At 55.6% G+C, this 14,455-nt stretch carries 11 protein-coding genes; 9 read left to right on the top strand and 2 right to left on the bottom strand.

The window, feature by feature from the left end; genetic code table 11:
- Positions 1 to 5: 5 nt before the first annotated feature.
- From csrD to tldD, 8 genes are all read left to right on the top strand, one after another.
- The gene (csrD, locus tag NUX24_RS12015) at positions 6 to 1,946 is read left to right on the top strand and encodes an RNase E specificity factor CsrD (RefSeq protein WP_257831717.1); all 1,941 of its coding nucleotides are present in this window, start codon (positions 6 to 8) and stop codon (positions 1,944 to 1,946) included.
- 282 nt (positions 1,947 to 2,228) lie between these two features.
- Entirely contained in the window at positions 2,229 to 3,272 is a 1,044-nt protein-coding gene (gene mreB / locus NUX24_RS12010) for a rod shape-determining protein MreB (protein ID WP_000913396.1), read from the top strand.
- A 61-nt stretch (positions 3,273 to 3,333) separates the two neighbouring features.
- Positions 3,334 to 4,338 carry a rod shape-determining protein MreC gene (gene mreC, locus NUX24_RS12005; RefSeq protein WP_010436162.1) on the top strand — a complete coding sequence of 335 codons (1,005 nt, stop codon included), beginning with the start codon at positions 3,334 to 3,336 and terminating at the stop codon, positions 4,336 to 4,338.
- Positions 4,338 to 4,826: a rod shape-determining protein MreD gene (gene mreD, locus NUX24_RS12000; RefSeq protein WP_010436160.1), complete on the top strand. Its 489-nt coding sequence runs from the start codon at positions 4,338 to 4,340 to the stop codon at positions 4,824 to 4,826. Before mreC ends, mreD begins: the two co-directional genes overlap by 1 nt.
- Before the next feature lie 9 nt (positions 4,827 to 4,835).
- A complete protein-coding gene (locus tag NUX24_RS11995) occupies positions 4,836 to 5,429 on the top strand; it encodes a nucleoside triphosphate pyrophosphatase (RefSeq protein WP_257831714.1) in 594 nt (197 codons plus the stop codon).
- Positions 5,419 to 6,888: a ribonuclease G gene (gene rng / locus NUX24_RS11990; RefSeq protein ID WP_010436156.1), complete on the top strand. Its 1,470-nt coding sequence runs from the start codon at positions 5,419 to 5,421 to the stop codon at positions 6,886 to 6,888. The genes NUX24_RS11995 and rng overlap by 11 nt, the downstream gene beginning before the upstream one ends.
- A 42-nt stretch (positions 6,889 to 6,930) precedes the next feature.
- Positions 6,931 to 10,731: an AsmA2 domain-containing protein YhdP gene (yhdP, locus tag NUX24_RS11985; RefSeq protein ID WP_257831711.1), complete on the top strand. Its 3,801-nt coding sequence runs from the start codon at positions 6,931 to 6,933 to the stop codon at positions 10,729 to 10,731.
- Positions 10,732 to 10,815: 84 nt separating this feature from the next.
- Positions 10,816 to 12,261, top strand: a complete 1,446-nt coding sequence (gene tldD / locus NUX24_RS11980) for a metalloprotease TldD (RefSeq protein WP_029740073.1) — start codon at positions 10,816 to 10,818, stop codon at positions 12,259 to 12,261.
- Positions 12,262 to 12,307: 46 nt separating this feature from the next.
- On the opposite strand, the gene NUX24_RS11975 is transcribed toward tldD, so the two are convergent.
- Both NUX24_RS11975 and aaeR read right to left on the bottom strand, forming a co-directional pair.
- A complete protein-coding gene (locus tag NUX24_RS11975; RefSeq protein WP_257831709.1) occupies positions 12,308 to 12,922 on the bottom strand; it encodes a YagU family protein in 615 nt (204 codons plus the stop codon).
- 219 nt (positions 12,923 to 13,141) lie between these two features.
- On the bottom strand, positions 13,142 to 14,068 hold the full coding sequence (gene aaeR / locus NUX24_RS11970; protein WP_126329180.1) for an HTH-type transcriptional activator AaeR: 927 nt from the start codon (positions 14,066 to 14,068) through the stop codon (positions 13,142 to 13,144).
- Between the two features lie 179 nt (positions 14,069 to 14,247).
- On the opposite strand from aaeR, the gene aaeX reads away from it, so the two are divergent.
- Positions 14,248 to 14,451, top strand: coding sequence for a p-hydroxybenzoic acid efflux pump operon protein AaeX (gene aaeX / locus NUX24_RS11965; protein WP_003860416.1), 204 nt, complete (start codon positions 14,248 to 14,250; stop codon positions 14,449 to 14,451).
- The last annotated feature ends 4 nt before the right edge of the window (positions 14,452 to 14,455 follow it).

Genomic DNA, 14,455 nt, shown 5'->3' with positions numbered 1-14,455 from the left:
CAAGGATGCGATTAACGACGAAGTTCTCAGCTTTTATTACCTTGCTGACGGGGCTTACCATTTTTGTCACCCTTCTGGGCTGCTCTCTGAGCTTTTACAACGCCATTCAGGACAAGCTGGTCAACCGGGTACAGTCTGTGGCATCGGTGATTGATACGCGTCTGCTAACGACGCCGCTACCAACGCTCACCAGTGAGCTTGATGAATTGATGGTACCTGTTGATATCGTTCAGATCGACATTCAGCAGGGAAAGCACCGTGTTTTAAGCCATGAACGACCGGGAAGCTATCGCCCTGCGGGCGTGGTGAGCCAGTATCGGGAAGTGACGGTGCATTCCCTCAAAAATCCGGGGATGACCATACGTATGGTCTATCTCGATCCGATGGCCAGCTATTTCCGATCCATGATGACCACCGCGCCGCTCACCGTCGCGGTGGCGTTTATCGTCCTGCTGATCTTTCTCGCGGTCCGCTGGCTGCGCCGCCAGCTTTCCGGTCAGGAGCTGCTGGAGATGCGCTCCGTACGTATCCTGAACGGTGAACGCGGCCCGCAGGTGCGTGGCTCCGTCCACGAGTGGCCGTCACGCGCCAGCAGCGCGCTCGATACCCTGCTCTCCGAAATCCAGTTTGCCAGCGACCAGCGCAGCCGTATGGATACGCTGATCCGCTCTTATGCCGCGCAGGATAATAAAACCGGCCTTAACAACCGTCTTTTCTTTGATAATCAGCTCGCCACGCTGCTTGAGGATCCGGAAAAAGTGGGGACACACGGGGTGGTGATGATGATTCGCCTGCCCGATTTCGATCTCCTGCGCGACACCTGGGGACAGCGGGCCGCGGAAGAAAACCTCTTTACGCTGATCAACCTGCTCTCCACCTTTATTATGCGTTACCCGGGCGCGCTGCTGGCCCGCTATCACCGCAGCGACTTTGCCGTGCTGTTGCCTCATCGTACGCTGAAGGAATCCGAAAGCATCGCCAGCCAGCTGCTGAAGGCGGTAGATGCGCTGCCGCAGAGCAAAATGCTCGACAGGGACGATATGGTCCACATGGGGATCTGCGCCTGGCGTGGCGGACAATCCACAGAGCAGGTGATGGAACATGCGGAAGCCGCTACCCGCAACGCCGTATTGCAGGGGGCCAACGGATGGGCGGTTTACGATGACTCGCTGCCGGAAAAAGGACGCGGCAACGTGCGCTGGCGCACGCTGATTGAGCAAATGCTCAGCCGCGGCGGACCGCGTATTTATCAAAAACCCGCGGTCATGAAAAACGGCAACGTTCATCACCGTGAACTGATGTGTCGTATTTTTGACGGTACCGAAGAGGTCATCTCGGCGGAATATCTGCCGATGGTGCTGCAATTTGGCCTGTCCGAAGAGTATGACCGCCAGCAGATTACCCGGCTGATTCCGTTTTTATCCTTCTGGCCTGAAGAAAACCTGGCGTTACAGGTCACCGTGGAGTCGTTAATACGCCCACGTTTTCAGCGCTGGCTACGTGATACGTTAATGCAATGCGAAAAATCGCAACGCAAACACATTATTTTTGAACTTGCTGAGGCCGATGTAGGTCAACACATCAGCCGGTTACGTCCGGTGGTGCGTTTGATCAATGCGCTCGGTGCACGTATCGCTGTGACGCAGGCAGGTTTAACGCTGGTCAGCACCAACTGGATCAAGGAGCTGGATGTGGAGTTATTAAAGCTACATCCGGGGCTGGTTAGGAATATTGAGAAGCGTACGGAAAACCAGCTGCTGGTACAGAGTCTGGTAGAAGCGTGCAAGGGTACGCGAACACAAGTATTTGCCACGGGCGTGCGCTCCAGAAGCGAATGGCAGATGTTAACAGCGCGCGGCGTGATGGGCGGTCAGGGGGATTTTTTTGCTGCCTCTCAACCGCTTGACACCAACGTGAAAAAATATTTGCAAAGATACTCTGTTTGACCTGCCGTTTACGCTGTTTTCACGTAGAATATCGCGCCTGTAGCTTTGAGTATGTCGAGCAAAAAGCCAGTGAACGACCTGTAACGGGTTACAAACGTCAGTGGGGAACGCTACTGTTTACTCAGCCCTGAGGGAGTCAGGGGATGTTTTTGTAACATCAGGAAACGTACTGCACAAATTTTCACCGTTGCAGATGATTTTTGCGCCTTGTCGCTGCTGCGTGTGGTTGGTAAAGTAAGCGGATTTTGTTTTCCGCCCCAGCTTTCAGGATTATCCCTTAGTATGTTGAAAAAATTTCGTGGCATGTTTTCCAATGACCTGTCCATTGACCTGGGTACCGCGAATACCCTTATTTATGTAAAAGGACAAGGCATCGTATTGAATGAGCCTTCCGTTGTGGCCATTCGTCAGGATCGTGCAGGCTCGCCGAAAAGCGTGGCTGCAGTGGGTCATGACGCGAAGCAGATGCTGGGTCGTACCCCTGGCAACATCGCCGCCATTCGCCCAATGAAAGACGGCGTTATCGCCGACTTCTTCGTGACTGAAAAAATGCTTCAGCACTTCATCAAGCAGGTTCACAGCAACAGCTTCATGCGTCCAAGCCCGCGTGTTCTGGTGTGTGTGCCGGTTGGCGCAACCCAGGTAGAGCGTCGCGCAATCCGTGAATCTGCACAGGGTGCAGGTGCACGTGAAGTGTTCCTGATTGAAGAGCCAATGGCTGCGGCCATCGGTGCGGGTCTGCCTGTTTCCGAAGCGACCGGTTCTATGGTGGTGGACATCGGTGGTGGTACCACTGAAGTGGCCGTTATCTCTCTGAACGGCGTGGTGTACTCCTCTTCTGTACGTATCGGTGGTGACCGCTTCGATGAAGCCATCATTAATTATGTGCGCCGTAACTACGGCTCTCTGATCGGTGAAGCCACCGCAGAGCGTATCAAACACGAAATCGGCTCTGCGTATCCGGGCGATGAAGTGCGTGAGATCGAAGTTCGTGGCCGTAACCTGGCTGAAGGTGTTCCGCGCGGTTTCACCCTGAACTCCAACGAAATTCTGGAAGCTCTGCAGGAACCACTGACGGGCATCGTGAGCGCGGTAATGGTTGCGCTGGAACAGTGCCCACCAGAGCTGGCGTCCGATATCTCCGAGCGCGGTATGGTTCTGACCGGTGGTGGTGCGCTGCTGCGTAACCTCGACCGCCTGTTAATGGAAGAGACAGGAATTCCTGTCGTAGTTGCAGAAGATCCACTGACTTGCGTAGCCCGTGGTGGCGGCAAGGCGCTGGAAATGATCGACATGCACGGCGGCGACTTGTTCAGCGAAGAGTAGTCATTGTGAAAGGGTAGCGCATTGCTACCCTTTCTCTCTGACGCGAGAATACGCATAGCCTATGAAGCCAATTTTTAGCCGTGGCCCATCGCTACAGTTTCGCCTTATCCTGGCGGTTCTGGTTGCGCTTGGGGTCATTATTGCCGATAGCCGCCTCGGTACGTTCAGCCAGATCAGAACGTACATGGATACCGCCGTCAGTCCTTTCTACTTTGTATCAAATGGTCCCCGTGAACTGCTCGACTCCGTTTCTCAAACGCTGTCTTCACGCGACCAACTCGAACTCGAAAACCGGGCATTACGTCAGGAACTGCTGCTGAAAAACAGCGAACTGCTGATGCTGGGACAGTACAAGCAGGAAAACGCGCGTCTGCGCGAGCTGCTTGGCTCGCCGCTGCGTCAGGATGAGCAGAAAATGGTCACGCAGGTGATCTCTACCGTCAACGATCCTTACAGCGATCAGGTGGTGATCGACAAAGGCAGCGTCAACGGTGTATACGAAGGCCAGCCTGTTATCAGTGATAAAGGCGTTGTGGGTCAGGTCGTGGCGGTTGCCAAACTGACCAGCCGCGTGCTGCTGATTTGTGATGCCACCCATGCGCTGCCGATTCAGGTTCTGCGTAACGACATTCGCGTGATTGCGGCCGGTAACGGCTGTACGGACGATCTGCAACTCGAACATCTGCCTGCCAACACGGACATCCGTGTGGGTGACGTGCTGGTGACGTCAGGTCTGGGCGGACGCTTCCCTGAAGGTTATCCCGTTGCGGTTGTCTCTTCCGTGAAGCTGGATACGCAACGTGCGTATACCGTCATCCAGGCGCGTCCGACCGCCGGTTTACAGCGTCTGCGCTACCTGCTGCTGCTGTGGGGGGCCGATCGTAACGGCGCCAACCCGATGACGCCTGAAGATGTGCATCGCGTGGCAAATGAGCGTCTGATGCAGATGATGCCTCAGGTTCTTCCTGCGCCAGACGCGATGGGGCCGCCTGCGCCTGTACCGGCTCCTGCTACGGGATTAACGCAGCCGCCACCGCCACCTCAAGTGTCGGGTGGAGGGCAGTAGTGGCAAGTTATCGTAGCCAGGGACGCTGGGTTATCTGGCTCTCATTTCTTATCGCATTGTTGCTGCAAATCATGCCCTGGCCGGACGACATCCTCGTTTTCCGGCCAAACTGGGTATTGCTCATTTTGCTCTACTGGATCCTCGCCCTGCCGCATCGCGTAAATGTGGGCACAGGTTTTGTGATGGGTGCCATACTGGATCTCATTAGCGGCTCTACGCTTGGCGTACGCGCGTTATCCATGAGCATAATTGCGTACCTCGTCGCACTCAAATTCCAGCTCTTTCGTAACCTCGCGCTCTGGCAACAGGCGCTGGTGGTGATGTTGTTGTCACTTGCTGCGGATATCGTTGTTTTCTGGGCAGAGTTTTTAGTGATCAACGTCTCTTTCCGACCGGAAGTGTTCTGGAGTAGTGTAGTAAACGGTGTGCTCTGGCCATGGCTGTTCCTGCTGATGCGTAAAATTCGCCAGCAGTTTGCCGTGCAGTAAAAGGTTTCTATGACGTCTATCTATCTTGCCTCTGGTTCTCCGCGTCGTCAGGAGTTGCTCACTCAGTTGGGCGTCTCCTTTGAACGTATCGTTACGGGTATTGAAGAGAAACGTGCTGAGGGTGAAAGTGCTCAGCAGTATGTTTCCCGTCTGGCACGTGAAAAAGCGCAGGCTGGCGTGGTGCAAACGCCGCGTGACCTTCCGGTTCTGGGGGCGGATACCATCGTTATCCTTAACGGTGAAGTGCTGGAGAAACCGCATGACGCTGACCATGCAGTGCGAATGCTACGTAAAATGTCCGGGCAAACGCATCAGGTGTTGACGGCCGTTGCGCTGGCGGACAGTCAAAACGTGCTGGATTGCCTGGTCGTGACGGACGTGACGTTCAGAGTGCTTACCGACGACGAGATCGCCGCTTACATTGCCAGCGGTGAACCGATGGATAAAGCAGGTGCATACGGTATTCAAGGGTTGGGTGGCTGTTTTGTCAGGAAGATTAATGGCAGCTATCACGCCGTAGTCGGCTTACCGCTGGTGGAAACGTATGAGTTGCTGAGCAATTTTAACTCACTGCGTGAGGGAAGGGATAATTATGACGGCTGAATTGTTGGTAAACGTAACGCCCTCGGAAACCCGTGTGGCCTACATTGATGGTGGCATTCTTCAGGAAATTCATATTGAGCGTGAAGCGCGACGCGGAATCGTAGGCAATATCTACAAAGGTCGTGTCAGTCGTGTACTACCGGGTATGCAGGCGGCTTTTGTAGATATTGGGCTCGATAAGGCGGCATTTCTTCATGCTTCCGACATTATGCCGCACACCGAGTGTGTGGCAGGTGAAGAGCAAAAACAGTTTGCCGTCCGCGACATCTCCGAGCTGGTGCGTCAAGGCCAGGATCTGATGGTGCAGGTGGTGAAAGATCCGCTGGGTACTAAAGGTGCCCGCCTGACCACCGACATCACGTTACCTTCCCGTTACCTGGTCTTTATGCCGGGTGCCTCGCACGTGGGGGTTTCCCAACGTATTGAGAGCGAAACCGAACGTGAACGTCTGAAAAAAGTCGTCAGCGCCTACTGCGACGAACAGGGTGGGTTTATCATCCGTACCGCCGCGGAAGGGATCAGCGAAGAAGACCTGGCATCCGATGCGGCCTACCTCAAGCGCGTCTGGACCAAAGTGATGGAGCGTAAAAAACGCAACCAGACCCGCTATCAGCTGTACGGTGAGCTGGCGCTCGCGCAGCGTGTTCTGCGTGATTTCGCCGACGCGCAGCTTGACCGCATTCGCGTGGATTCCCGCCTGACCTATGAAGCGCTGTTGGAATTTACCGCCGAGTACATCCCGGAAATGCCGGGCTTGCTGGAGCATTACTCTGGCCGCCAGCCGATTTTCGATCTCTATGATGTCGAAAACGAAATCCAGCGCGCGCTGGAGCGTAAGGTCGAGCTGAAATCCGGCGGCTATCTGATCATCGATCAGACCGAAGCGATGACGACCGTGGATATCAACACCGGGGCGTTTGTCGGCCATCGCAATCTGGATGACACCATCTTCAACACCAATATCGAAGCCACGCAGGCCATTGCTCGCCAGCTTCGTCTGCGCAATCTGGGCGGCATTATCATCATCGACTTTATCGATATGAGTAATGAAGACCATCGCCGTCGCGTGCTGCACTCGCTTGAGCAGGCGCTGAGTAAAGATCGCGTGAAAACCAGCATCAACGGCTTCTCTCAGCTGGGTCTGGTGGAAATGACCCGGAAACGGACCCGCGAAAGCGTGGAACATGTGCTGTGTAACGAGTGTCCAACCTGCCACGGACGCGGTACGGTAAAGACGGTTGAGACCGTCTGCTATGAAATCATGCGGGAAATTGTGCGTGTCCATCATGCCTACGACTCAGACCGTTTTCTGGTCTATGCTTCCCCTGCGGTGGCGGAAGCCCTGAAAGGCGAAGAGTCGCACGCGCTGGCGGAAGTGGAAATCTTTGTCGGCAAGCAGGTAAAAGTACAAATCGAACCGCTCTATAACCAGGAGCAGTTTGACGTCGTGATGATGTAAACCGCAGTTCGCTGCGAGACCAAAGCTGACAAGGAGAGATGCGTGGGGCGATTGCCGGGTATTTTACTGCTTACAGGGGCAACGCTGGTCGTGATTGTCGCGTTGCTCGTGAGCGGGCTACGCCTCGTTCTGCCGCATCTGGATAGCTGGCGCCCGCAGGTGCTGGCGAAAATCGAATCCGCCACCGGCGTGCCGGTGGACGTAAGTCAGATCAGTGCGAGCTGGCAGAACTTCGGTCCAACGCTCGATGCGCGGGATATCAATGCCAGCCTGAAAGACGGCGGCCATCTGAAAATTAAACGCGTAACGCTGGCGCTGGATGTCTGGCAAAGCCTGCTGCATCTGCGCTGGCAGTTTCGCGATCTCACCTTCTGGCAACTCCAGTTCCTGACCAATACGCCGCTGCGTAGTGGCGATGGCGATCAGGGGCTGGAAACCAACCGCATCAGCGATCTCTTCCTGCGCCAGTTCGATCACTTTGATCTCCGCGACAGCGAGGTGAGCTTTATTACCCTTTCGGGGCAGCGTGCCGAGCTGGCGATCCCACAGCTGACCTGGCTGAACGGTAAAGACCGTCATCGTGCCGAGGGACAGGTGAATCTCTCCAGCCTGAATGGGCAGCATGGCGTGATGCAGGTGCGTATGGATCTGCGTGACGACAATGGGTTACTGAACAACGGTAAGGTTTGGCTGCAGGCCGACGATGTGGATGTGAAACCCTGGCTGGGTGACTGGCTGCAGCAAAACATGCAGCTGGAAACCGCTCGTTTCAGCCTTGAAGGCTGGATGACGCTGACAAACGGGGAATTCGCCAGCGGCGACATCTGGCTGAAGCAGGGGGGGGCGAGCTGGAAAGCGGAGAACCAGCAGCATCAGCTTTCCGTGGATAATCTCACTGCGCACGTGACTCAGGAGAAAGAAGGCTGGCAGTTTGCTATTCCCGATACGCGAATCACCATGGACAACAAGCCGTGGCCACGCGGTGCGCTGACGCTGGCCTGGATGCCGGAACAGGATGTCGGCGGGGCAAGCAGCAAACGCAGTGACGAGCTACGTATTCGAGCCAGCAATCTGGATCTGACCGCCATCGAAGGGCTGCGCTCGATGGCCGCAAAGCTCTCGCCTGACCTTGGTGAGATCTGGCTGGCCACGCAGCCGAGCGGGACGATCGACGCCCTGGGGCTGGACATCCCGCTTCAGGCGACGGAGAAAACGCGCTTCCAGGCCACATGGAAAGACCTTGCCTGGAAGCAGTGGAAACTACTGCCAGGCGCAGAACACTTCAGCGGCAAACTGGAAGGTAGCGTGGAAAACGGCAGGCTGACGGTCGATATGCACGACGCCAAAATGCCGTATGAAACCGTCTTCCGCGCGCCTCTGGAAATCGAGCATGGCAACGCTACGCTGAGCTGGCTTAAAAATGACAAAGGTTTTCAGCTTGATGGCCGCGATATTGATGTCAAAGCAAAAGCCGTACATGCCCGCGGGGATTTCCGCTATCTGAAGCCCGAAGGCGATGAGCCGTGGCTGGGTATTCTTGCAGGGATCAGCACCAGCGACGGCTCGCAGGCCTGGCGCTACTTCCCGGAGAACCTGATGGGCAAAGCGCTGGTGGATTACCTGAGCGGCGCGATCCAGGGCGGGCAGGCGGATAACGCTACGCTGGCCTATGGCGGTAATCCGCATCTGTTCCCTTACAAGCATAATGAAGGCCAGTTCCAGGTGCTGGTGCCGCTGCACAACGCCACTTTCGCCTTCCAGCCGGGTTGGCCTGCGCTGAAAAATCTGGATATTGAACTCAACTTCCTTAATGACGGATTGTGGATGAAGTCAGACAGCGTTGCGCTGGGTGGCGTGACGGCCCGCAATCTGACGGCAAATATCCCGGACTATTCCAAAGAGAAGCTGCTTATTGATGCGGATATCAACGGCCCGGGCAAGGCGGTTGGGCCGTATTTTGAGGATACGCCGCTGGATGATTCACTGGGGGCCACCCTTCAGGAGCTACAGTTGGATGGCGATGTAAGTGCTCGCTTACATCTGGATATCCCGCTGGACGGTGAGATGACCACCGCGAAAGGCGATGTTCGTCTGAACAACAATAGCCTGTACATCAAACCGCTCGACAGCACGCTGAAAAACCTCACGGGGCAGTTCAGCTTCGTAAACGGCAACCTGAAGAGTGAGCCACTTAAAGCGAACTGGTTCAATCAGCCCGTCAATATTGATTTCTCAACCACCGAAGGGGAAAAGGCCTATCAGGTGGCGGTTAATCTGGATGCTAACTGGCAGCCTGCCAGAATGGATGTTTTGCCGAAGCCAATCGCACAATCGGTGGAGGGCGCCGTTTCCTGGAACGGTAAGGTAGCTATCGATCTGCCTTATCACGCCGACGCCCGCTATAAGGTCGATATCACTGGCGACCTGAAAAACATCAGCAGCCAGCTCCCCGCGCCGCTGGATAAACACGCCGGGCAGGCGCTGGCAGTGAAGCTCAACGTTGATGGCAACCTCAATAGCTTCGCGCTGACCGGCAGCGCAGGCGAGACAAACCACTTCAACAGCCGCTGGCTGCTTAACCGCAAGCTTACGCTCGACAGGGCCATCTGGACGACTGACAGCCGCACCACGCCGCCCCTGCCAGAACAGGCAGGCATTGAACTTAATCTTCCGGCGATGGATGGTGCCGAATGGCTCGCGCTCTTCCAGAAAGGCGTGGGGCAGAACGTAGACGAGACCGCTCAGTTCCCGCAGACCGTTACCCTGCGCACGCCTGCGCTGACGCTGGGCGGACAGCGGTGGAACAACCTGAGCATTGTCTCTCAGCCGACGAGCAACGGAACAAAGGTCGAGGCTCAGGGCAGGGAAATTAACGCCACGTTAAATATGCGCGATAACGCGCCGTGGCTGGCCGCGATCCGCTACCTCTACTACAACCCGACGGTCGCGAGCAGTCAAGACCAGGCTGCAGGCCCGTCGCCGTTCAGTAACGCTTCCCGCATTGATTTCAGCGGCTGGCCCGATCTGCAGCTACGCTGCGCGGAATGCTGGCTGTGGGGGCAAAAGTACGGACGCATTGACGGAGATGTTGCCATCAAAGGCAATACGTTGAGCCTGGCCGGTGGGCTGGTCGATACCGGCTTTGGCCGCCTGACGGCTGCGGGCGAATGGGTCAATAATCCAGGCGAGCAGCGCACCTCGCTGAAGGGCGACATCAAGGGCAACAAGCTGGACGCAGCGGCTAACTTCTTTGGCATCAGCACACCGCTTCGCGGCTCGTCATTTGACGTCAATTACGATCTGCACTGGCGCGCGGCGCCGTGGAAGCCAGATGAAGCGTCACTAAACGGCATCTTGAAAACGCACTTCGGCAAAGGGGAAATTGCCGATGTGAGTACCGGGCGCGCCGGGCAGATCCTGCGCTTGCTGAGTTTTGATGCCCTGCTGCGCAAGCTGCGCTTCGATTTTAGCGACACCTTCAGCGAAGGGTTCTACTACGACTCCATTCGCAGCACGGCGTGGATCAAGGACGGCGTTCTGCACACTGACGACACGCTGGTCGATGGCCTGGAAGCGGATATCGCCATGAAAGGCTCGGTGAACCTCGTGCGTCGCGAGCTGGATATGGAAGCCGTGGTGGCGCCGGAAATTTCCGCAAGCGTGGGCGTTGCGGCGGCCTTTGTGGTGAACCCGATTGTCGGTGCGGCGGTGTTTGCCGCCAGTAAAGTGTTGGGGCCACTGTGGAGCAAGGTCTCCATTCTGCGCTACCGCATTACCGGTCCGGTCGATAAACCGCAGATTAACGAGGTGCTGCGCCAGCCGCGCAAAGATGCACAGCAATGATTTGACGTGGGCAGGTAATTGCCTCACTCTCAATAAATACGATCTTTATACCGCCACGGGCGGCAACGAACGAGTAGCAATACGATGAGTCTGAACCTGGTAAGTGAACATTTGCTCGCAGCGAACGGCCTGAGTCATCAGGACCTGTTCTCCATTCTTGGTCAACTGACCGAACGCCGTCTCGACTACGGTGACCTTTATTTCCAGTCGAGCTATCACGAATCCTGGGTTTTAGAAGACAGCATCATTAAAGATGGCTCCTACAACATTGACCAGGGCGTCGGCGTCCGCGCCGTCAGCGGCGAGAAAACCGGTTTCGCCTATGCCGATCAGATTAGCCTCACCGCACTTGAACAGAGCGCGCAGGCCGCACGTACTATTGTTCGTGATACCGGCGATGGTCGCGTGAAAACCCTGGGAGAAGTGCAGCACTCTGCGCTCTATACCAGCATCGATCCGCTGCAGAGCATGAGTCGTGAAGAGAAGCTGGATATCCTGCGTCGCGTAGACAAAGTCGCCCGCGCGGCGGACAAACGCGTGCAGGAAGTCTCTGCCAGCCTGAGCGGTGTCTATGAACTGATTCTGGTGGCGGCAACGGATGGCACTCTGGCAGCGGATGTTCGTCCGCTGGTGCGTCTCTCAATCAGCGTGCAGGTCGATGACGACGGCAAACGCGAGCGCGGCTCAAGCGGTGGCGGCGGTCGTTTCGGCTATGACTGGTTCCTGGGCGATGTTGACGGTGAAGCGCGCGCCGACGCGTGGGCGAAAGAAGCCGTGCGCATGGCGCTGGTGAATCTGAATGCCGTCGCGGCGCCGGCGGGCTCATTCCCGGTGGTGCTGGGCGCTGGCTGGCCGGGCGTGCTGTTGCACGAGGCGGTAGGCCATGGACTGGAAGGCGACTTTAATCGTCGCGGGACGTCCGTATTCAGCGGTCAGATCGGGCAGCTTGTCTCCTCTGAACTGTGCACCGTTGTGGATGACGGCACCATGCGCGATCGTCGCGGCTCGGTAGCTATCGACGACGAAGGCACGCCAGGCCAGTACAACGTGCTGATCGAAAACGGCGTGCTGAAAGGCTACATGCAGGACAAACTCAACGCGCGTCTGATGGGCGTTGCGCCGACAGGTAATGGCCGTCGTGAATCCTATGCGCACCTGCCGATGCCGCGCATGACCAATACGTACATGCTGCCGGGCAAATCCACGCCGCAGGAGATTATCGAATCCGTTGATTACGGTATCTTCGCGCCAAACTTTGGCGGCGGCCAGGTGGACATCACCTCCGGTAAGTTTGTTTTCTCCACGTCAGAAGCGTATCTGATAGAGAAAGGCAAAGTGACCAAAGCGGTGAAGGGTGCGACGCTGATTGGTTCCGGTATTGAAGCCATGCAGCAGATCTCCATGGTCGGTAACGATCTGAAGCTGGATAACGGCGTGGGCGTCTGCGGTAAAGAGGGCCAGAGCCTGCCGGTTGGTGTAGGCCAGCCAACGCTGAAGGTAGACAACCTGACGGTGGGCGGCACAGCCTGACCTGACCCTGCTTAAAAAAATGGCGCTACTGATGTAGCGCCTTTTTTTAGCGTAAGTTACTCAGCGGTATCTCCGGATCCGGCTCGTGAGTGATGCGATTACGCAAATCACGACGAATGATTTCGATCGACCAGAACCAGATCAGATGGCCCACGATCTCTGACACGTGTTCATACCACGGTAGCTCAAACAGCGGTGGCGTCAGCCCCATCAGAGGGAAGGAGATCATATGAACAAAAAGCTGAGCTAACGCACCCGCCAGCAAACCCTGCCAGAGTTTAATTTTCGGAAAGACTTCCGCAACTACACAATAACCTACAGCGAACACGATTGAGAAAATAATATGTGTTACGCCGACCCAGTTAAATATATGTCCGGCAAATGTATAAACCGCCGTGTTAGGATCGACGACGCCCAGCCAGTCGCGTAAAAATACATAGGGAGGGTTTAAGAAGTTTCGTGAGCAGTCAATCTGGCTGGCGGCTCTTATTAATTGCTCGGGCCCGCATGCGCCGGTGAATAAATCGGTGGGACTGCGTGGCGGAAGCGGCACCTCGGCTCCCCATTTGACAAAGGCGGAGACAATCCCTGCAATTAAACCGATGAACGAAGCGAGCCCATAGCGCCTGCGTGAAGGCGGTGTTTGTTCAAATAGATTCATTTGTTTTCCTTGTTTAACATCATCCTGCGGAATTCATTTTATTATTCATATCAGCAACAAATTAATAACAGTCTGAAAGGCTGACTGTTATTAAGGTAAAGGGCAGACGGCGGCAGTGTCAATTCTCTATTCCTGATAGTGACGAAGGAATATTCCAGAATGCAGAGGAGTTTCATCCTGGAAATATTCAACGCTCATATATTTTCAGCGTTAAATCGATTATTCCTTCCTTCTCCCCCGCATCCCCTGAAACAGCTCCGCCACGTCCACAAAATATTCGGTCAGATAGTTAATACACACCTGTACCTTGAGCGGGAGTTTGTCTTTTTCGGTATACAGGGCATACACCGGACGCGGATCGGACTGGTAGCGCGGGAAGAGGATCTCCAGCACGCCGCTGTTGATCTCGTTGATCACCCACATTAACGGCACGTAAGCGATCCCGGCACCGGCCACCAGCCAGCGTGAAATGGTCATCGGATCGTTGGTGACAAACCGCCCTTCCGGCAGCAGTTTGGTGGAGATCCCTTCCGGAGCGATCAGCTCAAATTCATTATCGGGCCGCACGCTATACTCCAGCCACGAGTGGTTGGCGAGATCGGCGGGTTTCTCCGGAACACCGTACTGCGCCAGATAGCTTTTCGAGGCGCAGACGACCATCGGCATGCTGCCCAGCCGTCGCGAGAACAGGCTGGAATCCTGCAGTGCGCCGACGCGGATCACCACGTCCAGGCCGTCGGCAATGAGGTCCGGCGCCGGGATACCCGTCACCAGATTAACGGTAAGCCCGGGATATTCTTTCAGCATATCTGCCGTCATGGCAGCGAGAACATTTTGTGCCATAGTTGAAGAACACCCGATGCGCAGCGTACCGATGGGGGTGTTGTTAAAGGCATAGAGCTGTTCGTGGACATCCTGCACTTCAAGCAGCATGCGGCGACAGCCCTGATAGTAAATTTTACCCGCTTCCGTCAGCCCAATGCTGCGGGTACTGCGGTTGAGCAGCTTGACCTGAAGCTCATCTTCCAGTTTGGACACCGTCTGGCTGATGGATGAGACGCTCATCTGAAGCTGGCGGGCAGCGGCGGTAAACGAGCCCAGTTCAACCACTTTGGCGAAGACCGACATGCGTTTTAAACGTTCCATTGTTCACTCTGGCTTAAAAGTGATTTAGATCACATATTATAGATAACAGCATAACAGTTACGTTAATATATTATTAATTACATAACGGCTGCGCCATTCTCGCCCGGCGTTTCTTGCTCTCCTGCGGTGGCGTGCGCTAAAAAATTCTGAAGCCTGCACTCTCTCTTATCAAGGTCAACATGAGTCTGTTTCCCGTTATCGTGGTGTTCGGTTTGTCGTTCCCACCGATATTTTTCGAGCTTCTTTTATCACTGGCGATCTTCTGGCTGGTGCGCAAGGTGCTGGTCCCTACCGGGATCTACGATTTCGTCTGGCACCCTGCATTGTTCAATACCGCGCTGTATTGCTGCCTGTTTTACCTGATATCGCGCATGTTTGTCTGAGGTT

This window comes from Enterobacter sp. HG048 (assembly GCF_024702055.1).
In the GTDB taxonomy this organism is placed as follows: Bacteria; Pseudomonadota; Gammaproteobacteria; order Enterobacterales; family Enterobacteriaceae; genus Enterobacter; species Enterobacter dykesii.
Note: the sequence above shows the minus strand (reverse complement) of the source record. Positions and strands in the feature narration are given on the sequence as shown.